Below are 19,990 nucleotides of genomic sequence, written 5' to 3' on the forward strand. Positions count from 1 at the left end.
CGGTCACCGTGAGGTCGACGGGCCGGGCTGCGCAGGGACCGCACTGATCTGAGGGAGCGGGACGGCCTCGAGGACGCGGCGCACGACGGTGTCCGCGGTGATCTCGTCCGCCAGTGCGTCGTAGGTCAGCACGAGGCGGTGGCGCAACACGGCGGGCAGGACGTCCACCACGTCCTGGGGCACCACGTAGTCGCGGCCCCGCACCAGTGCCAACGCCCGGGCGGCGGTCACCGCGCCGAGGGTGGCCCGCGGGGAGGCCCCGTACGCCAGCCAGCGGGCCACGTCCTCGAGCCCGTGCCGTGCTGGTTCGCGCGTGGCGACGGTGACGCGGACGACGTAGTCCACCAACGCGTGGTGCACGAACACCTCGCGCACCGCGTCCTGCAGGCGGAGCAACGCGTCCACCCCGAGGACCGTCGACGGCTCCGGTGGGCGGGTCCCCATGCGATAGACGATCTCCCGCTCCTCCTCGGGGGTCGGGTAGTCCACGACCAGCTTGAACAGGAAGCGGTCCCGCTGCGCCTCGGGGAGCTGGTAGACGCCCTCGCTCTCGATGGGGTTCTGGGTGGCCATCACCAGGAACGGGGTGGGCATCGGGAAGGTCTGGCCGCCGATCGAGACGTGACCCTCGGCCATCACCTCGAGCAGCGCCGACTGGACCTTGGCCGGGGCGCGGTTGATCTCGTCGGCCAGCACGAAGTTGGCCAGGATGGGGCCGAGCTCGACCTCGAACTCCTCACGTCCCTGGCGGTAGATCCGGGTTCCGACGATGTCGGCCGGAACGAGGTCGGGGGTGAACTGTAGGCGACTGAAGCTGCCGCCGACCACGGTCGCGAAGGTCTCCACCGTGAGCGTCTTGGCCACCCCGGGCACACCCTCGAGGAGGATGTGGCCGCGGGAGAGCAGGCCCACCAGGATCATCTCGATCAACCGGTCCTGGCCCACCACGACCTTCTTGACCTCGTACACCGCCCGCTCGAGCAGCGCGGCGTCCGATGCCGCGGAGGACGCGGTCACCGCGGGCGCTGCGCCCGGGTCGGCCGGCTGGTGGGTGTGGAGATCGCTCACCGCGGAGGGCTCCTTCGCGTGGTCGGGAGGTGCTGGCGTGTGTCCGGGGGCGTGCGACCCGGCGGATGGGTCCTGGGCCAGGTTTCAGAGGACTGAGGCCTGGCGCCGGACCGTCGGGACGGACTGGGGATGACAGTACCGGTGTACGGCTGTGTCCGGCCGACGGTCGTCAGGCCAGCCGGACCACCATGGGCGAGACCCCGGCCATCCGCACCGACGAGACCTTGACGACGTCCCCGGACTGCGGTGCCTCGACCATCTTCCCGTCGCCCAGGTACAGCGCCACGTGACCGGGCCAGAAGAGCATGTCGCCGCGCTGGCGCGTGGCCACCGGGTGCTGGGGGCCCGCGGTGTACTGGTAACCGGTGTAGTGCGGCAGCGCCTTACCGATGCCGGCGAAGGCGTAGATCATCAGCCCGGAGCAGTCGAAGCCGATCTTGTTGTAGTCGCCGTACTGGTCCGCCACCCCGCCGTCCCGGATTCCTCGCGTGGGACCCTTGGCGTCTCCGCCGCCCCACGCGTAGGGGACGCCGAGTTGCGACATCGCGCGGTTGACCACCGTCTCGACCCGCGAGGAGTTGGACGGCGTGCCGGAGTTGCCGCCGCCCTGACCGGGTGCGGGCGCGGGCGCGGCCGGACCCTGTTCGACCGAGCCGAGGTCGGCCCGTCCGATCGCGTCGGAGACCTGCTGGATGATCGCGTCGGTGTCGCGGTTGATCCCCGCGTCGATCGCGGCGCCCACACTGCCGGCGTCGACCGCCCCACCGAGCGCCCCACCGAGGGTCCTGCCGAGTGCGCCGCTCACGGCGTCGGTTGCCGCGTCCGAGGAGCCCCCGGCGAAGTGCCGGACCGCGCCCAGGTCGAGGTGGCTGGGCAGGACCGAGGCGATGTCCGCCGCCTGCCGACCTGCCCCGGGGTCCGAGGCGAGGGCGCGCACGGCATCGTCCCGCAGGGCGTCCTGGTCCGTAGTGGCTCCGACGACAGTGTTTCCATCCACGGTGTTCCCATCGACCGTGAACCGCCCCGGGGTGGCCGGCCCGGCGGGGACCGCCCCCGATTCGGCCAGCGCGTCCTGGTTCTCCGCGAGCGCTCGAGTCAGCTCGGCGACCTCGGCCTCCAGTGCTGTGACCTCGGCGGAGACGGCCGCCACCTCGGACTCGGCGGCGTCGCGCCGCGACGAGGCATCGGCGTAGCGCTGCTCGGCGTCCTCGCGGGCCCGTACGGCGTCGGACTCACGCCGCGCGGCCTCGTCGGCTGCGGCCACCATGTCCCCCACCACGTGCCGCTGGTCGGCGGCGGCCCGCTGGAGGAACTCCTGGCGCCGGCCGGCGTCGGCGGGTCCGCCCGGGTCGAGGATCGCGGAGGCCGCGCCGGGCGCGGTGCCCTGGCGGTGGAGGATCCGCGAGTAGTCGTCCAGAGTGCTCCTGGCCGAGTCGACACCGGACTCGGCACGTTCCCGCTCCTCGACCGTGCGGGCGGCGTCCGCGATGGAACGGTCCAACTCGATCCGGGCCATCTGCAGGTCCACCAGGGTCTTGTTGACGCCCTCCCGCTTGACGGCGATGCCCTGCCGGGTCGCGTCGAGACGCGCGGAGGCGTCCGCGACGGCCCGGATCAGTCCGCTGATGTCACCGGGTGCGATCGCCGGGGACTCCTGCGCCGACACCATCGGGACGTGGATGACGGCAGACGCGGTGCCCAGGATGAGGGCGGCGGTGAGGGCCGCACGCCCGGTCGCTCGTCCAGTACTCCTACGGTTCCGTGCTCGCCGAGCACGGCTTGATGCATGGTCAAGCTCCACGTTTCACCTTCCGACAACCGCACGAGGGTGCGATCAGCTGCGCGACCCGCGGGGCGGGACGCGTTTGCCGAGGTGAGCGAGTGTCTGGTGATGCCTTCCCCTGCGCCACTAGAGCCACTTGCCAACTCGGCAGAAACTATTGTTCCTCTAGCACCGTAGGTCACAAACGGAACACGCGAAACAAAGGGTCCCAAAATACACTTCTGTAACTCGAAGAAGGCCAAGAGGACCGGCGTGTCGGGGGTGGAGCGCGCCGGCTGGGCGGGTCAGCAGAAAGTGAGAGCTGGGTGCGGGAGCTGAGGGCGGGAGCTGAGTGTGAGAGCTGAGTGTGTCAGCTGAGGGTGTCAGCGGAGGCGACGACGGAGTGCGACGGCAAAGGCGACGACCGCCACCACCGCCAGCACCAGGATGATCGCCGAGTACGCGCCCCAGGGCGGGGCGGGAGCGGTGACCTTGTGGGCGAAGACCGAGGCGGAGGCCACCGGGTCGAACTCCTCCCAGGCGTCGTCCTGGCCTGCCTCGAGCTGATGGCGAGGGATCGAATCGCTGGAACTGCCGATGAACGCCGGCGTCCGGACGAGGACCGTGCCCTCCATCTGCTGGTTGAGGACGGTCGCCAGGTCGCGGGCATCGGTGTAGACGGCCGCCGGTGCCTCCGTGTAGACGACCTTGAGGTCGAGCCCGCGGTCCAGGGCGTCTGTGACGACGGTCCGCAGACCCTCGACAAAGGGCTCCGGGGCGGAGACCCCGTCGTCGGCCAGGTCCGCCGCCACCGCTGCGTAGTCGAGCCAGAACGGCACCTCGCCCTGCTGCAACGACACGACCGGCTCCGCCTCGTAGGCGAGCGTGGTCACGGAATCGTCGGAGTTGTCCACGGGAGTCATGGTGCCATCTCGTCGTCGTCCCGCCCGAATACACGCGCCGGACGGCGCGTCGACCGCAGCGCATCCCCTCTTCGGGCGTGCCGGAAGTTATATAGAACGGGCGTACTGGTAAATTGATGGCCGCAACCGGGCATGAGGGTCCACAATGGATCCCGTGTCCGCCCCCGTGTTGCCGTACGAGACATGCGGCGATACCGGGAGGGATGAGTAAAACGACATTCATACCACGAGTGGAGCTGACGTGACAGCAAGCATTGACAGCTTTGGCGCCAAGGGGACCCTAGAGGTCGGCGGCGAAGCCTACGAGATCTACCGACTCTCGGCGGTCGAGGGAGCGGCAAAGCTCCCCTATTCCCTCAAGGTCCTCACCGAGAACCTGCTTCGCACCGAGGACGGCGCGAACGTGACCAAGGCCCACATCGAGGCCCTGGCCAACTGGGATCCGAACGCGGAGCCCGACACCGAGATCCAGTTCACGCCCGCCCGCGTGATCATGCAGGACTTCACCGGAGTGCCCTGCATCGTCGACCTCGCCACCATGCGCGAGGCCGTCGAGACCCTCGGCGGCGACCCCGACAAGGTCAACCCCCTCGCGCCGGCCGAGATGGTCATCGACCACTCGGTGATCATCGAGTCGTTCGGCTCGCACGGTTCGTTCGACAAGAACGTCGAGATCGAGTACCAGCGCAACGAGGAGCGGTACCAGTTCCTCCGCTGGGGTCAGGGCGCGTTCGACGACTTCAAGGTCGTCCCCCCGGGCACCGGCATCGTGCACCAGGTCAACATCGAGTACCTGGCGCGCTCGATCATGGTCCGGGGTGGCCAGGCCTACCCCGACACCTGCGTGGGTACCGACTCGCACACCACCATGGAGAACGGGCTCGGTGTTCTGGGCTGGGGCGTCGGCGGCATCGAGGCCGAGGCGGCCATGCTCGGCCAGCCGATCTCTATGCTCATCCCCCGCGTCGTGGGCTTCAAGCTCACCGGGTCGATCAAGCCGGGCGTCACCGCCACGGACGTCGTCCTGACGATCACCGAGATGCTGCGCAAGCACGGCGTCGTGGGCAAGTTCGTGGAGTTCTACGGTGCCGGCGTCGCCGCCGTGCCGCTGGCCAACCGCGCCACGATCGGCAACATGAGCCCGGAGTTCGGCTCCACCTGTGCCATGTTCCCGATCGACGGGGAGACCATCGACTACCTGCGCCTGACGGGTCGCCCCGAGGAGCAGCTCGCTCTGGTCGAGGCCTACGCCAAGGAGCAGGGCATGTGGCTCGGCGAGGGCGCCGAGGAGCCCGTCTTCTCGGAGTACCTCGAGCTGGACCTGAGCACGGTCGTCCCGTCGATCGCCGGCCCCAAGCGTCCGCAGGACCGCATCGAGCTGACCGACGCCAAGAGCGCGTTCCGCAAGGACATCCACAACTACGTGGACGCCGGGGTCAACCCGCTCGGTGACACCGAGAAGGGCCGGATGCAGTCCGAGGGCGGCGCGCCGTCCGACAACGCCGGCAGCGCGACCCTCTCCCACGCCGAGGAGGGCTCGGTCCACGCCGATGCCTCCCACGGCGCCGAGGGCCGTCCCTCCAAGCCCGTCGAGGTGTCCGTCGACGGCACCGAGATGACCCTGGACCACGGCATCGTCTCGATCGCCTCGATCACCTCCTGCACCAACACGTCCAACCCGTCGGTGATGATCGGCGCCGGGCTGCTCGCCCGCAAGGCGCACGAGAAGGGCCTCAAGGCCAAGCCGTGGGTCAAGACCTCCATGGCGCCGGGCTCGCAGGTCGTCACCGAGTACTACGAGCGCGCCGGCCTGTGGCCGGACCTGGAGGCCATGGGCTTCTACCTCGTGGGTTACGGCTGCACCACGTGCATCGGTAACTCCGGACCGCTGCCGGAGGAGATCTCCAACGCGATCCAGGAGCACGACCTCACCGCGACCGCCGTCCTGTCCGGCAACCGCAACTTCGAGGGCCGGATCAACCAGGACGTCAAGATGAACTACCTGGCGTCCCCGCCGCTGGTCATCGCGTACGCGATCGCCGGCACGATGGACTTCGACTTCGAGTCCGACTCCCTGGGTCAGGACAAGGACGGCAACGACGTCTTCCTCAAGGACATCTGGCCCACCACCGAGGAGATCGAGACGACCATCAAGGCGTCCATCTCCTCGCACGAGTACACGTCCAAGTACGCCGACGTGTTCGCCGGCGACGAGCGCTGGCGCGGGCTCAGCACCCCGGACGGCAAGACGTTCGAGTGGGACGCCAAGTCCACCTACGTGCGTAAGCCCCCGTACTTCGAGGGCATGAAGATGGAGCTGACCCCGGTCGAGGACGTCAAGGGCGCCCGCGTGCTGGCCAAGCTCGGCGACTCGGTCACCACCGACCACATCTCGCCGGCGTCGACCATCAAGCCGGGCACCCCGGCCGCGCAGTACCTCGACGAGAACGGGGTGTCCCGCCAGGACTACAACTCGTTCGGTTCGCGTCGCGGTAACCACGAGGTCATGATCCGTGGCACGTTCGCCAACATCCGCCTCCAGAACCAGCTCCTGGACGGCGTGACGGGCGGCTACACCCGTGACTTCACGCAGGAGGGCGCCCCGCAGGCGTTCATCTACGACGCCGCGCAGAACTACGCCGAGCAGAACATCCCGCTCGTCGTGATCGGCGGCAAGGAGTACGGCACGGGCTCCTCGCGCGACTGGGCCGCCAAGGGCACCAGCCTGCTGGGGGTCAAGGCCGTCATCACCGAGTCGTTCGAGCGCATCCACCGCTCCAACCTCATCGGCATGGGCGTCATCCCGCTGCAGTTCCCCGAGGGCGAGTCGCACGGGACCCTCGGCCTGGACGGCACGGAGTCCTTTGACATCACGGGCATCGCGGAGCTGAACAACGGCACCACGCCCAAGTCGGTCAAGGTCGTCGCCACCAAGGAGGACGGCTCGAAGGTCGAGTTCGACGCCAAGGTGCGCATCGACACCCCCGGCGAGGCTGAGTACTACCGCAACGGCGGCATCCTGCAGTACGTGCTGCGCAACATGATCAAGAGCTGATCCCAGCTTCCTGATCCGCGCCTCCTGATCCGCGCCCGACGGCGGGTCGGCCCCGGAACCACTCCGGTCGGCCGGCCCGCCGTTGGCGTCTCCCAGCGTAAGGATTCACATGCCCAGGGTCAGTCAGGACCACATGGACGCCCGGCGCCGCGAGATCCTGTCGGGGGCGCGCGAGTGCTTTGCCGAGTTCGGGTTCGAGGGCGCCACGGTCCGGCGCCTGGAGGAGGCCACCGGCCTGAGCCGGGGTGCCATCTTCCACCACTTCGACGACAAGGACGCGCTCTTCCTCGCGCTGGCCCACGACGACGCCGAGGCGATGGCGGCCACCGTCGCCGAGCAGGGGCTGGTCCAGGTGATGCGGGAGATCCTGGCCGACCCGCAGGAGTTCACGTGGCTCGGCACCCGTCTGGAGATCGCCCGCCGGATCCGCACCGACCCCGTCTTCCGTGAGCGGTGGACGGACCGCCAGGCCGAGGTCGACGCCGCCGTGCTGGCCCGGCTGCGGGAGCAGAAGGCTTCCGGGCGGATGCGCACGGACGTGCCCGACGACGTGCTGCGCGTCTACCTGGACATCGTGCTCGACGGTCTCATCACGCACCTGGCCACCGGCCGTGGGACCGCGCACGTGAGCGCGATGCTCGACCTCGTGGAGGCCTCGCTGCGGACCGGTCGCGACTGATCCCGGTACGGGCGTACGGTGTTTGCATGACTGCTCCCACCCCGCAGATCCCGCTCATCCGACTCAACGACGGACGTTCGATCCCCCAGCTCGGCTTCGGGACCTACCAGGTTCCCCCGGCCGATACCGAGAAGGTCGTCTCCGACGCACTCGAGGCCGGGTACCGCCACCTCGACACCGCGCAGATGTACGGCAACGAGGAGGGCGTCGGCCGCGCGATCGCCGCGTCCGGGCTGTCGCGCGACGAGCTGTGGATCACCACCAAGCTCAACAACAGCTTCCACAAGCGCGCGGCCGCCCGCGAGTCCGCCGAGCGCTCACTCGAGGCCCTCGGCGGCCGGATCGACCTGTTCCTGGTGCACTGGCCGCTGGCGATGCACGAGGACGTCTCCCGCGTGTGGGAGGCCATGGAGAGCATCCGGGCCGACTACGCGGTCGACTCGATCGGCGTCTCCAACTTCACCCCCGCCAACCTGGCTCGCCTGGCCGAGGCCGGGCTGAGCACGCCGACTGTCAATCAGATCGAGTCCAACCCCTACTTCGTCAACGACGAGGTGCGCGCGGCCTGCGCCGATCGCGGGATCGCGGTCCAGGCGTGGAGCCCGCTCGCGCAGGGCGCGGTGTTCGGCGACCCGCAGCTCATCGCGCTGGCGGAGCAGGTCGACCGCTCGGTCTCCCAGGTGGTGCTGCGGTGGGTGATCCAGCGCGGCGACATCGTCTTCCCCAAGTCCTCCAGCCCGGAGCGGATGCGGCAGAACCTGGACCTGTTCGACTTCGAGCTGACAGAGGAGCAGATGGCCTCCATCTCGGCCCTGCACAACGGCACCCGCTCGGGCCCGGACCCGGACACCTTCGACTGGCGCGGCTGACCCCTCCGCGCGTTTCATCGATAAGTCAGTTCCGCACACGTTTCGCGGGAGCGGGGTGTGCGGAACTGACTTATCGATGACCTGAGCCGCCCTAGAGTCGGTCCATGACCACCGCGCGAGCGCCCGGCGACGCCCCTCGCGCCGACGACGGGTCGTCCGAGGTGCCCGGCGGCCGGCCCTCGGGCGGCCTCCTCGCCTCCTACGCTGCGGGCAGCCTGGGCACCGGGGCGTTCGGCACCCTGCCCGGGCTGGTGCTGGCGTACTACCTGACGGACTCGATCGGCGTCGCGGCCGCGGTGGCGACGGTCCTGGTGCTGGTCCCCAAGGTGATCGACGTGCTGGCCTACCCGCTCATCGGCGCGCTCTCCGACCGGGCCTCCCATCGCACCGGCTACCGCACCAGCCTCATGCTGTTCGGGGCGCTCGCCCTGCCGCTGCTCTTCGTGGCCACGTTCTCCGCGCCCACCCAGTGGGGCACGGCCGCGGCCGGCGCGTGGGTGATGGGCTTCTTCCTGCTGGCCTCGCTGGCGTACTCGTGTTTCCAGGTTCCCTACCTGGCGCTGCCGGCGGAGCTCACCGGGGACTCGGGTGTCCGGGTGACGATCCTCGCGTGGCGGGTCGCGGTGCTGGCCGGGACGATCCTGGTGGTCGGCGGCGGTGGACCGGCGCTGCGCGAGGCCGCCGGCGGCGGGGCCACGGGGTACGTGGTGATGGCGGTGGCCGTGGCGGCGCTCATGCTCGCGGGGATGCTGTGGTCGATCTTCGGCGCGGGCCGCCGAACCGTGCTGCGGGCCGATGCCCAGGTGGGCGACCTCGGGCGTCAGTACCGCGACGGGCTCGAGGCCCTCCGCGTGACCCGGCCGTTCCGACTGCTCGTGGCCCTGTTCTGTCTGCAGGCCGTGGCCACCGCGGTGATGCTCGCGGGCGGACAGTACGTCGCGACCTACGTGCTGGGCGACGAGGCCGCCCTCACCGGTCTGTTCGTCGCCCTGATCGCCCCCGCCCTGCTGGTGATGCCGCTGTGGACCCGGCTGGCGCACGCGCGCGGGAAGATCACCGCGCTCACCGGGGCCACGCTGCTGTTCACCGTCGCAGCACTCATGCTCGTCGGCGCAGGCTTCTGGCCCGGCGCGTGGATCCACCTCCCCGTCGCCATGGCGGGCGTCGCCTACGCCGGGATGCAGGCGCTGCCGATGTCGATGCTGCCGGACGCCACCGACATGGACCGCGAGCTCGGCGGTCGCCGGCGCAGCGGGGCGATGAGCGGGCTGTGGACGGCGTCGGAGACCGGTTCGATGGCCCTGGGCCCGGTGGTGGTGCTCGCGCTGCTGGCGTTCGGGGGCTTCCTCTCCGGCGGGGTCGCCGACCAACCGGACTCCGCACAGTGGGCCATCGTGCTGGGTTTCTCCCTCGTCCCCGCCCTGCTCACCGCTGCGAGCCTGCCGGTGATCCGCGCCCTCGGCCGCGAGTACCCGCGATGGACGGAGCCCGCATGACAGTTCCCCCTCAGACCGATCCCCTGGCGGCCGATCACCTCGAGACCCTGATCGCCCGTCGCGGCGCGCAGGCCCTCGAGGAGCTCGCGGCGATGCGCGCCTCCGATCCCCCCACCACCGGCGGCCGGGTCCTGTCCTACGTCTACGACTCCGGGATCGCGGGACTCGATGAGCTGGCCATCCGCGCCGCCGCCCTGGCGCACGGCGTCAACGGCCTCGACCCCACGGTGTTCGGGTCAGTCGCCCAGATCCACGGGGGGATCGTGCGCCGGGTGCGGGAGATCCTGGGCGGGGACGCCGGGGACAAGACCGGCGACAACGACAACGCCAACCACAAGAACAAGAACAAGAACGACGACGACGAGGTGTTCGGCCTCGTCACGTCGGGCGGCACCGAGAGTTGCATGCTCGCGTGTCTGGCCGCCCGGGAGGTCGCGGGTCGGGCGCCCGGCAGCGGCGGCACGATCGTCGCGCCGGTGACCGCCCACGCGGCGTTCCGCAAGGCCGCGCACGTCCTGGGGATGCGCTTCGTGGGCGTGGAGGTGGATCCCGCCACGGGCCGGGTCGCCGCCGAGGACCTGCTGGATGCGGTGGATGCCGACACCTGCCTGGTGGTGGTGTCGGCGCCCTCCTACCCCACCGGCGTGATCGACCCGGTCGCGCAGGTGGCCGCAGGGCTCGAGGCCCGGCACGATTCCCGCATCGGGCTCCACGTGGACGCCTGCCTGGGTGGGCTGGTGCTGCCGTTCTGGCCGGGGCCCGTTGGAGGCCAGCCCACCGGCGATCCCACCGCCGATCGGGCCGATGTCGAGCCCGCCCCGGCGTGGGACCTGCGCATCGCCCGCGTCACCAGCATCTCGGCCGACCTGCACAAGTACGGATTCGCCCCCAAGGGGACCTCGGTGCTGCTGAGCCGCGGTCGGGCCCGGCACCGCGCGTCGTGGTTCGCCACTGTGGACTGGCCCGGCTACCCGGTGGTCAACCCCACCCTGGCGGGGTCCAAACCGCTGGAGCCCGCCGCCGCCGCGTGGGCGGTACTCGCAGCGCTGGGCGACGACGGCCAGCGCGAGCTCGTCGCTCGGACCGCCCGCGCGACCGCCCGGCTCACCGAGGGGTTGTCCGCCATCGAGGGGTTGCGGGTGATCGACTCCGATCCCGGCCCCCTGATCGCTGTTGTCTCCGACGAGGCCGCTCCCAGTGGCCGACGGATCCATCCGCATCTGTGGGCGGATGCGTGTGGTCGCCGAGGCATCTCCGTCCAGGCGCAGCCGGCGTACCGGCAGGAGCGCGGGGCCTTGTTGTCGTCGTCCCACCTGACCCTCACCCCGGTGACCGAAGGGCTGGTCGACGAGATTCTCCGCGTCGCGCTCGACGCCGCGGACGAGGTGCGCGGACTGCCGGCGCCGCTCCCACCGCCCGAGTTCACCGAGGTGCTGGACGCCCTGGACCGTGGCGACCTCTCCCCCGCCGACCTCCTCGCGCTGCCCGAGGACGACGTGCACGCGATGGTGGCCGGCGTGCTCGCTGGTCCTTCCGGCGAAAGCGACTCCGACGGCAGCGCGGGCGACGCGAGTTCTGGGATGGCGCCGCTGCTGGCCGCGATCGAGCGGCTGCCCGGAAACGTGGGTGCTCGACTCGTGCGGGCGTACCTCGCCGCGGTACTGGAGTAGCGGAGATGATCCCGTTCGTGTTTCCACAGTCGTACTGATAGTCCAGGCGATGCCGCTCAACGGATCGTTGACTTCCGGATAGCCTCGGCCCATGCGTGTCTCGCCGGATGGAACCTCTTGCGGGCTGCGTGCGTCGCACCTGTGCCGTGCGGCGTGCCGGGTCGAGGTGGACCCGGGCCCGATGGATCGCCGCTTTGTCGCGCTCCACCCGGTCGTCGACTACCGGCCCTACATTTCCGCATCCCCCGACGTCTTCCCTCCCGGCCATCCCGGCTACAACCAGGGCGTAGCAGGCGACCTCCAGATCCCGGAGGAGCTGCGGAACGAGATCGAGAATTGGGTCGTGCAGTTCAAGGACAATTTCCTCCACCTCGGCGACCGGCCGGTCGATCAGCCGGTGTGGTCCGTCGGATTCGACGAGATGGCGTGGCTCGACCGCGGCCACGCGCTCGCGGAGCAACTCAGCGAGTACTACCCGGAGCACTTCGTGTACTGCTGCGCCGAGAAGTACGTGGTGTGCGAGATCGCCGCCGACCAGCTGGATTACGTTTGCGCGTTGACCGGACTCTTCACGCGCGAGACAGGGTGGCGGATGCCGGGCAACGAGCCCGACCCGGACCCGACCGGGGAGCTTCGACTCATGCCGGAGTACGGCGTCGAATGGGGTATCTGGGCAGGCTGGCTCCCGTACTACGAAACGCCCAGGCTCCGCAGCAAGTCCGGACTGGCGCGCTTCTCCTCGCCCCGCAGTCTCGGGCTCACCGCCGACCTCGAGGAACGGCTGCGCCGGTGGAACGAGGACTGGCGTCGCGGCTTCGTCGACTACGGCACCGGCTCCGGCGAGTCAGGCGACGCGCTAGGCCTGCCCGGTTACGGCTACGGTGTCCCCCTGTGGAGCGACGGCGTGAGCCCCGCTGTCTGGTACGGCGAGGGACGTGCGATCGCCGCGCGACTGGCCGATGAGCTCCCAGGGGTGAAGGTGCGCCTCGCCGCGATCCGCTACGTGTGTGCCCCGAGTTTCCTCGACCTCATAGAGATTGCTGACTACGAGGAGTTCTTCACGCCAGTCGAGGCCCGGCGACGTTGTGTTGGTGCCGATAAAGACTAGAAGACGACGACGAGGAGCGACCATGGCGGAAGACGTGCCTGGCCCTCTCGGCCGCGCTGACCACGTCGAGGTCAGCGCGAGGCGTGGCTGGGACTGCTGAAGAAGCTGTTGCACCGCAGTGGTTACCCGACGACTCGGGGCCTGCAGTGCCCACCGGACTGTGAACGCGAACCGCCCCCCGACAGGAGTCGGGGGGCGGAGCAGTACGCGATCGGTTGCGCGACTCAGACGAGCACGGCGATCGCGACGTTGACCACGCCGAGGATGCCGGCGACGTTGGCGAGCGTGCGGGTGCTGCCCTGCGCCCGGGCCTCCTTGCGGACGCCGACGATCGCGACCACGAGGATGACCAGCGCGACGAGGAGCTTGATGCCGATCTTCATGTGGTTGACCTCGAAGCCATCCTCCATTTCGCGGAGAACGACGAGGATGAGGCCGGTGACCACCTGGAGGATCGCGCCGTGGAGGATGCCCTTGGCCATGTAGGGGGCCTTGATGGTGGCGAGCCAACCGCCGATGATGCCGGCGAGGCCGATGAAGTGCAGGATGAGAACGATGCTGAAGACGAGGTCCATACGGGCGATTGTCTCAGCTCAGCGAGTTACGGCACAGGTAAGGGTTCCCTGTGTGATAGGTGACGCTGCTATGGAGCTGAACGGCGCCGCAGCTAGCTGGTCTTGTGATCCTGGTGCGGCAGGACGACCACCGGGCACCGCGCATGGGACACGACGTGCTGGCTGACCGATCCCATCACCATTCCCGCGAAGCCGCCATGTCCGCGGCTGCCCATCACGACCAGACGGGCGTCGCCCGACGCCGCGACCATCACTTCCGCCGGGTGTCCACGGATCACCCGCTGATCCACCAGAGCGTCCTCGCCGAGGGTGTTCCGAACGGCGTCAGCGAGCATGCTGCGGGCCTGGTTCTCCAGCTCGGTGGAGCTCTCCCAGCCGACCATCGCGTAGGGGCCGTAAATGGTCGGGAGGTCAAAGGCGGTCACGGCGACCAGGGGTGCCTCGACGGTGCGGGCGTAGTCGGCCGCCCATTCCAGGGCGCGAATCGAATCCGGTCCCCCATCGACTCCGACGACAACTGGCTTGGCCTCCATGAGTGCTCCTTTAGGGACGCGGTCGACGGTGCACCCGTCAGACCGGTGCGCACCGAGGTCACCTTCACCGTAGACCGCTCGACACGTCCCCGCGAGGCCTCTGAAGGAGATGTGACCGGAGCTGCCGCACCCGCCCGCGGCGATCCCTAGGCCAGTTCGACGATCTCCATGTACTCCTGGTTCCACAGGTCCTCGGTGCCGTCGGGCAGGATGATGACCCGCTCGGGCTCCAGGGCGCGGACGGCGCCCGGATCGTGGGTGACCAGGACGACCGCGCCCTCGTAGGTGCGCAGGGCGTCGAGGACCTGCTCGCGGGAGATCGGGTCGAGGTTGTTGGTGGGCTCGTCCAACAGCAGCACGTTGGCCGCCGAGGACACCAGGCCCGCCAGCGCCAGACGCGTCCGCTCACCGCCGGAGAGCGTGCCCGCCGGCTGCTCGAGCTGCGGGCCGGTGAACATGAACGCCCCCAACAGGCTGCGTAGGTCCTGCTCGCCGGCATCCGGGGCGGCGTGGCGGATGTTCTCCCACACGCTCGTCTCCATGTCCAGGGTGTCGTGCTCCTGGGCAAAGTAGCCGATCTTCAGGCCGTGACCGGAGACCACTCCGCCCTCGCCGTCGGTGCGCTCCACCCCGGCGAGCAGCTTGAGCAGGGTGGTCTTGCCGGCGCCGTTGTAGCCCAGGACCACCACGCGGCTGCCCTTGTCCACGGCCAGGTCCACCCCGGCGAACACCTCGAGCGAGCCGTACATCTTGGTGAGCCCCTTGGCGTACAACGGGGTCTTGCCACAGGCGGCGGGCGTCGGGAACTTGATGTGCGCCACCTTGTCGGAGACGCGCACCTCGTCGAGGTCGTTCAGCATGGTCTCGGCGCGGCGGATCATCTGCTTGGCGGAGGCCGCCTTGGTGGCCTTGGCGCCGAGCTTGGCGGCCTGCGTCTTGAGCGCGGAGGCCTTCTTCTCGGCATTCGCGCGCTCGCGACGGCGACGGGCCTCGTCGGTCGCGCGGGCGTCGAGGTACTTCTGCCAGCCCATGTTGTACGCGTCGATCTCCCCGCGTACGGCGTCGAGGAACCACACGCGGTTGACCACGGCCTCGAGCAGCTCGACATCGTGCGAGATGATGATCAGCCCGCCCTCGTGCTTCTCGAGGAACGAGCGCAGCCAGGTGATGGAGTCGGCGTCGAGGTGGTTGGTGGGCTCGTCCAACAGCAGCATTGTCTGCGATTTGCCGGCGCCGTCGGAGGCGGCAAAGAGGATGCGGGCCAGCTCCACGCGGCGGCGCTGACCGCCCGAGAGGGTGCCCAGGTTCTGGCCGAGGATCCGGTCCTCGAGCCCGAGGCTCGCGCAGATGCGGGCCGCTTCGCTCTCGGCCTCGTACCCGCCGCGGGCGGAGAACTGGTCCTCCAGCCGTCCGTATCGGCGCACCGCCTTGTCCATCGCGGCGTCGTCGGCGGCCGCGACCATCTGGTCCTGGGACTCGGTCATCTCGACCATCAGCACGTCCAGGCCGCGGGCTGACAGGACCCGGCTGCGCGCGAGCTGATCCATGTTGCCCTCGCGGGGATCCTGCGGCAGATAACCCAGCTCGCTGGTCCGGACGACGGTGCCCGCGTACGGCTCACCCTCCCCGGCCAGGATCCGCAACGTCGTCGTCTTACCTGCGCCGTTCCTGCCCACCAGGCCGATCCGGTCGCCGGGCTGGACCCGCAGCGAGGACCCGTCCATGTGGAGCAGGGTGCGCACGCCGGCGCGCACCTCCAGGTCGTCGATGGTGATCACGTGCGCGGGTACCTCGTCTGCAGCTGGGGAAGTCTAGAAGGCCTGTCCTCACAGGGAGGTTCGGGCCAATCCGCTACTTTACCTGCGCACCCGGGCGCGCGACGAGTCCGGTGACGTGGGTCTCCGCTGCCGCGGGGTGAGGCCGTTCCGCGACCGCCTGCGTTTTGAAACCCGCCTCACCCCAGACTGCGGCCGTACAGGTTCTGGACGCTGCGGCCGATCCGGCCCCGGTCGTCGGACAGGAGCGTGTCGGTGAGGATGCCGCTGCCGGGCCCGCCCACCGTCTCGGACTGCAGATGCACCCACCCCGGTTCGGGTTCGCGGTGCAGCGAGACCACCAGGTCGCAGTTGATCGCCGGGAACCGCAGCGGGTCGGTGGCCAGGGAGATCCCGCTGGCGGAGTCCGCGACCAGAACCGTGTGCTGCCACCCGGTCATGTCCTCCCCCTCGACCAGGCCTACCCGGCTCCGCCCCCACGCCGAGGCCGGTCCGAGGGCGTCGCCGTCACCGGAGTCGAAGGAGAAATCGACCACCGACAGGTACCCGTCGGCGTGGGCGAAGGACATCATCGGGCCGCGCTGGTGCGGGGCGTCGGGCACGGCGGGACCGGCGTGGGTGCCGTGGACGGGAAAGTCCTCCGGCGTGCTGCGCATCCGCCAGCCCCGGGCCACCAGCGCGGGCCGACCGTCCACCGAGGCCGAGGCCTCGAGGAGTTCCACGCTGCGCCCCGGTCGCACGGTGCGCACCTCGACGTCCAGGGGGGCCACGGGGACGGGGCCCAGCACATCCACCGAGACGCGGGACAGTCGGACCCCGGGAGGCCCCTCGACGAGCTCCATCGCCCGCACCAGGAGCGCACTCGGCGGGCCGGCGTGCTGGGAGTCCGGTGACCACGGTCCCGCCGTCAGCGGCGAGGACTCGAACCGGCCCTCGCCGACCTGCGCAAAGAACGCTCCCGGCACGTCGATCTCCTCTGTTCGGCGGTACTGTCACCTCTGATGGATGCTACGGGGGACGGTCTGTTCGACGTCGCGGTCGTCGGCCTGGGTCCGGCCGGCCGCGCGCTCGCCTCCCGCTGCGCTGCCACGGGTCTGAGCGTGCTGGCGATCGACCCCCAACCCGACGCGCCGTGGCGCCAGACGCTCTCGCTCTGGGGCGACCAGCTCCCGCCGTGGCTCGCCGAGGACGCCTGTGGCGTGGACGTGCTGGCGCACTCGGTGCCCGGGCCCGCGCTCTACTCCCCTGACCGGGCGGTTCTGGACCGGGACTACTGCGTATTCGACAACACCCGCCTGCGCGACGCCCTGCCCCTCGGGCCCGGGGTGAGCATCGAACAGTCGACGGTCGACGACTCCCGCCTACCCGGCCTGCTCGCCCGCGCCCACCGCGTGGTGGACTGCCGCGGCGCCGGCGGTGCCGGCAATCACGGTCCGCTCCAGACCGCCTACGGGATCGTCGTGGACGCCGCCGGGGCCGCCCCCGCCCTCGGCGGTGAGTCGGCCCTGTTCATGGACTGGCGGACAGACCACGACGACGACGACGAGGCGGGCCCCAGCTTCCTGTACGCGATCCCCCTGGGCGCCGACCGGGTCCTCCTGGAGGAGACGTGTCTGGCGGGTCTGCCCGCTCCCGATCCCGCCGTCCTGGCAGCCCGCCTGCGCTCGAGGCTCCTGCGCCGCGGCGTCGCCGGGTCGGCGATCGACGCCCCGTTGGCCGTGGAGCGGGTGCGGATCCCGCTCCTGCCGCGTCCCGGCGCTTCCAGAGGTCGGGCTTCCAGCGATCGGGCCTCCACCGATCCGCGCATCGAGGCCTTCGGCACCGCGGGTGGGCACGGGCATGCGGCAACGGGGTACTCGGTGGCCGCGATGCTCGCGGCGGTCCCGGCGGCAGTGCACGCGCTGGGGTCCGGCTTCCCGATTCCCGCGCCCCGCTCCCCGGCGAGCACCGCGCTGCACCGGGTCGGGCTCCGGGTACTCCTGCGAGCCGACAGCCGGACTCTCCGGCAGCTGTTCAATGCGTTCGGTCTGATCGACGGACGCCGGCAACAGTGGTTCCTCGGGGGCACGAGCCCCTCGTATCAGGTGGCGCGGGCGATGTGGGACATGTGGGTCACCATGCCGGTACGCGGAAAGGCCGGGATGGTCGCGGCGGTCCTCAGGAAGGACCCGCGCCATCCCGGCGCCGGAGCAGCCGTCTAGGAACAGAGGTGCGCTGGAACTCGAGGTGCCCGGAGACGACGATCGCCCGCCCGTTCTGGACGGGCGGGCGACCTGTGTCGTCAGGGACGTGCTCAGACGGTGAAGCCGATGGCGCGGAGCTGCTCCCGGCCGTCATCGGTGATCTTCTGCGGGCCCCACGGCGGCATCCAGACCCAGTTGAGCTCCAACTCGTTGACCAGATCGGCGCCGACGGTCGCGCTCTGCGCCTGGTCCTCGATCACGTCGGTGAGGGGGCACTCGGCCGAGGTCAGCGTCATGTCGACGCGGGCGATGGTCGAACCCTCGGTCTTGCCCGGGCGGACCCAGATGTCGTAGACCAGACCCAGATCCACCACGTTGATGCCGAGTTCGGGGTCCACCACGTCGCGCATGGCCTCCTCGAGGTCGGCGACCAGCGCCAGGTCCTCCTCGGACTGCACCGGACGGTTGGGGTCCGGCTTGAACTCGCGGTCGCGGGCGGAGCCCACGGCGTTCCCCGTCGACGGCGTCGCGGAGCCGGCTTCCGGGTTGTTGGCAGGTGTCATCTGCTCAGTCATGTCATCACTCCTGATGGGCGTTCGGTCTGTTGCGTGAGCGCGTCCTTGAAGGCCATCCATCCCAGCAGCGCGCACTTGACGCGCGCCGGGTAGCGGGACACCCCGGAGAGGGCCACCGCGTCGTCGAGAAGTTCCTCGTCTCCCTGATTCTGCCCGCGTGAGGAGATCATCGCGTGAAAGGCGTCGAACACCTCAAGTGCCTCCGTGACGGGGCGGCCGACGATGAGCTCGGCCATCATCGAGGCGGAGGCCTGGCTGATCGAGCACCCCTGGGCCTCGTACGAGACGTCCTGCACGGTGCCGAGGTCCTCGGTGAGCTGCAGGCGAAGCGTCAGTTCGTCGCCACAGGTCGGGTTGACGTGGTGCACCTCGGCCCCGAAGGGCTCCCGGAGACCGCTGTGCAGCGGGCGCCGGTAGTGGTCGAGGATGACCTCCTGGTACATCTGCTCGAGCTTCACTTGAGCCCCCCTCCGACTCCGAAGAACTCCTGAGCGCGGCGGATCGACCGCGCCAGCACCTCGACCTCGTCGAGGGTGTTGTACAGCGCGAACGAGGCCCGGACCGTGGACTGTACCCCGAGCCGGCGGTGCAGCGGCCACGCGCAGTGGTGTCCCACCCGCACGGCCACTCCGTCGTCGTCGAGGACCTGGCTCACGTCGTGGGCGTGGACTCCGTCGACCACGAAGGACACGGCCCCGCCGCGGGAGACCATGTCGGTCGGCCCGACGATCCTGATGCCGGGGATCTGGCCCAGTGCCTCGAGGGCGGCCACGGTGAGTGACTCCTCGTGCCGGGCGATCGTCTCCATGCCCACGGACTGGAGGTAACGAACCGCGGCGGCAAGGCCCACAGCCTGGGACACCATCGGCACGCCGGCCTCGAAACGCTGCGGAGGATCGGCGTAGGTCGTCGCCTCCATGGTCACGGTCGCGATCATCGAACCGCCGGTGAGCACGGGAGGCATGGCCTTCAACAGCTCACGGCGCCCGTAGAGGACGCCGATCCCCGTGGGGCCGAGCATCTTGTGCCCGGAGAACGCGGCGAAGTCGACGCCCAGCTCGTGGAAATCCACCGCCATGTGCGGTACCGACTGGCAGGCGTCCAGGACGACCAGCGCACCGACCTCCTTGGCGGATGCGACGACCCGGGCCACGTCCGTCACCGCTCCGGTGACGTTGGACTGGTGGGTCACCGCCACGACCTTGACCGCGTCGGTCAGTTCGAGGGAGTCGAGGTCGATCCGGCCGTCATCGGTGATCCCGTACCAGCGCAGGGTGGCCCCCGTGCGCCGGCACAGCTCCTGCCACGGCACCAGGTTGGCGTGGTGCTCGAGCTCGCTGATCACGACCTCGTCCCCGGGGCCGACGGCGTACTCGCCGAAGCGGTCGTCGCCGAGCGCGAACGCCACGAGGTTCAGGGCCTCGGTGGCGTTCTTGGTGAAGACGATCTCGTCGACCCCGGCCCCCACGAACCCGGCGATGTCCGCCCGGGCACCCTCGTAGGCGTCCGTGGCCTCCTCGGCGAGCTGGTGCGCACCGCGATGGACGGCCGCGTTGGCCGTCAGGAGGAAGTCCCGCTCGGCGTCGAGCACCGGGATCGGGCGCTGCGAGGTCGCCCCGGAGTCCAGGTAGACCAGGGGCTTGTTGTCACGGACAGTCCGCTGCAGGATCGGGAAATCCGAGCGGATGGCGGTGAGGTCGAGGGTCGCTGTCATGTTCT

At 70.0% G+C, this 19,990-nt stretch carries 17 protein-coding genes; 7 read left to right on the plus strand and 10 right to left on the minus strand.

What is annotated here, in order from left to right:
• Window positions 1-3 precede the first annotated feature (3 nt).
• From R4P08_RS03190 to R4P08_RS03200, 3 genes are all read right to left on the minus strand, one after another.
• Window positions 4-1,017, minus strand: a complete 1,014-nt coding sequence (locus R4P08_RS03190) for a MoxR family ATPase (RefSeq protein ID WP_317812701.1) — start codon at window positions 1,015-1,017, stop codon at window positions 4-6.
• A 220-nt stretch (window positions 1,018-1,237) separates the two neighbouring features.
• A complete protein-coding gene (locus R4P08_RS03195; protein ID WP_317812322.1) occupies window positions 1,238-2,737 on the minus strand; it encodes an NlpC/P60 family protein in 1,500 nt (499 codons plus the stop codon).
• A gap of 476 nt (window positions 2,738-3,213) precedes the next feature.
• Window positions 3,214-3,744, minus strand: a complete 531-nt coding sequence (locus R4P08_RS03200) for a DUF6676 family protein (RefSeq protein WP_317812323.1) — start codon at window positions 3,742-3,744, stop codon at window positions 3,214-3,216.
• Between the two features lie 250 nt (window positions 3,745-3,994).
• Here R4P08_RS03200 and acnA point away from each other — a divergent pair, with 250 nt between their 5' ends.
• From acnA to R4P08_RS03230, 6 genes are all read left to right on the plus strand, one after another.
• A complete protein-coding gene (gene acnA, locus R4P08_RS03205) occupies window positions 3,995-6,808 on the plus strand; it encodes an aconitate hydratase AcnA (RefSeq protein ID WP_317812324.1) in 2,814 nt (937 codons plus the stop codon).
• Window positions 6,809-6,917: 109 nt separating this feature from the next.
• Complete coding sequence (locus tag R4P08_RS03210; protein WP_317812325.1) at window positions 6,918-7,487, plus strand: helix-turn-helix domain-containing protein; 570 nt, start codon at window positions 6,918-6,920, stop codon at window positions 7,485-7,487.
• Between the two features lie 26 nt (window positions 7,488-7,513).
• Window positions 7,514-8,356, plus strand: a complete 843-nt coding sequence (locus tag R4P08_RS03215; RefSeq protein WP_317812326.1) for an aldo/keto reductase — start codon at window positions 7,514-7,516, stop codon at window positions 8,354-8,356.
• A 104-nt stretch (window positions 8,357-8,460) separates the two neighbouring features.
• Window positions 8,461-9,852: an MFS transporter gene (locus R4P08_RS03220; protein WP_317812327.1), complete on the plus strand. Its 1,392-nt coding sequence runs from the start codon at window positions 8,461-8,463 to the stop codon at window positions 9,850-9,852.
• The gene (locus tag R4P08_RS03225; protein WP_317812328.1) at window positions 9,849-11,522 is read left to right on the plus strand and encodes a pyridoxal phosphate-dependent decarboxylase family protein; all 1,674 of its coding nucleotides are present in this window, start codon (window positions 9,849-9,851) and stop codon (window positions 11,520-11,522) included. Before R4P08_RS03220 ends, R4P08_RS03225 begins: the two co-directional genes overlap by 4 nt.
• A 91-nt stretch (window positions 11,523-11,613) precedes the next feature.
• A complete protein-coding gene (locus tag R4P08_RS03230) occupies window positions 11,614-12,630 on the plus strand; it encodes a hypothetical protein (RefSeq protein WP_317812329.1) in 1,017 nt (338 codons plus the stop codon).
• A 224-nt stretch (window positions 12,631-12,854) separates the two neighbouring features.
• On the opposite strand, the gene R4P08_RS03235 is transcribed toward R4P08_RS03230, so the two are convergent.
• From R4P08_RS03235 to R4P08_RS03250, 4 genes are all read right to left on the minus strand, one after another.
• Window positions 12,855-13,205: a hypothetical protein gene (locus R4P08_RS03235; protein ID WP_317812330.1), complete on the minus strand. Its 351-nt coding sequence runs from the start codon at window positions 13,203-13,205 to the stop codon at window positions 12,855-12,857.
• A 92-nt stretch (window positions 13,206-13,297) separates the two neighbouring features.
• Window positions 13,298-13,738, minus strand: coding sequence for a universal stress protein (locus tag R4P08_RS03240; RefSeq protein ID WP_317812331.1), 441 nt, complete (start codon window positions 13,736-13,738; stop codon window positions 13,298-13,300).
• Between the two features lie 146 nt (window positions 13,739-13,884).
• Window positions 13,885-15,516 (minus strand): ABC-F family ATP-binding cassette domain-containing protein, encoded by a 1,632-nt coding sequence (locus R4P08_RS03245; RefSeq protein ID WP_317812332.1) that lies wholly within the window; start codon window positions 15,514-15,516, stop codon window positions 13,885-13,887.
• A 176-nt stretch (window positions 15,517-15,692) separates the two neighbouring features.
• Window positions 15,693-16,478: a thioesterase family protein gene (locus R4P08_RS03250; RefSeq protein WP_317812333.1), complete on the minus strand. Its 786-nt coding sequence runs from the start codon at window positions 16,476-16,478 to the stop codon at window positions 15,693-15,695.
• Between the two features lie 36 nt (window positions 16,479-16,514).
• Here R4P08_RS03250 and R4P08_RS03255 point away from each other — a divergent pair, with 36 nt between their 5' ends.
• Window positions 16,515-17,714 carry a lycopene cyclase family protein gene (locus tag R4P08_RS03255; protein WP_317812334.1) on the plus strand — a complete coding sequence of 400 codons (1,200 nt, stop codon included), beginning with the start codon at window positions 16,515-16,517 and terminating at the stop codon, window positions 17,712-17,714.
• A 92-nt stretch (window positions 17,715-17,806) separates the two neighbouring features.
• Here the strand turns inward: R4P08_RS03255 and R4P08_RS03260 are convergent, their stop codons facing one another.
• Genes R4P08_RS03260 through R4P08_RS03270 form a run of 3 tightly spaced genes read right to left on the minus strand, consistent with a single transcriptional unit; the run spans window position 17,807 to window position 19,985 of the window.
• A complete protein-coding gene (locus R4P08_RS03260) occupies window positions 17,807-18,259 on the minus strand; it encodes a metal-sulfur cluster assembly factor (RefSeq protein WP_411741162.1) in 453 nt (150 codons plus the stop codon).
• Between the two features lie 8 nt (window positions 18,260-18,267).
• A complete protein-coding gene (sufU, locus tag R4P08_RS03265; protein ID WP_317812336.1) occupies window positions 18,268-18,729 on the minus strand; it encodes a Fe-S cluster assembly sulfur transfer protein SufU in 462 nt (153 codons plus the stop codon).
• Entirely contained in the window at window positions 18,726-19,985 is a 1,260-nt protein-coding gene (locus R4P08_RS03270; RefSeq protein WP_317812337.1) for a cysteine desulfurase, read from the minus strand. The genes sufU and R4P08_RS03270 overlap by 4 nt, the downstream gene beginning before the upstream one ends.
• Window positions 19,986-19,990 lie beyond the last annotated feature (5 nt).

The organism is Rhodococcus sp. IEGM 1408 (genome assembly GCF_033142235.1).
GTDB lineage: Bacteria > Actinomycetota > Actinomycetes > Mycobacteriales > Mycobacteriaceae > Dietzia.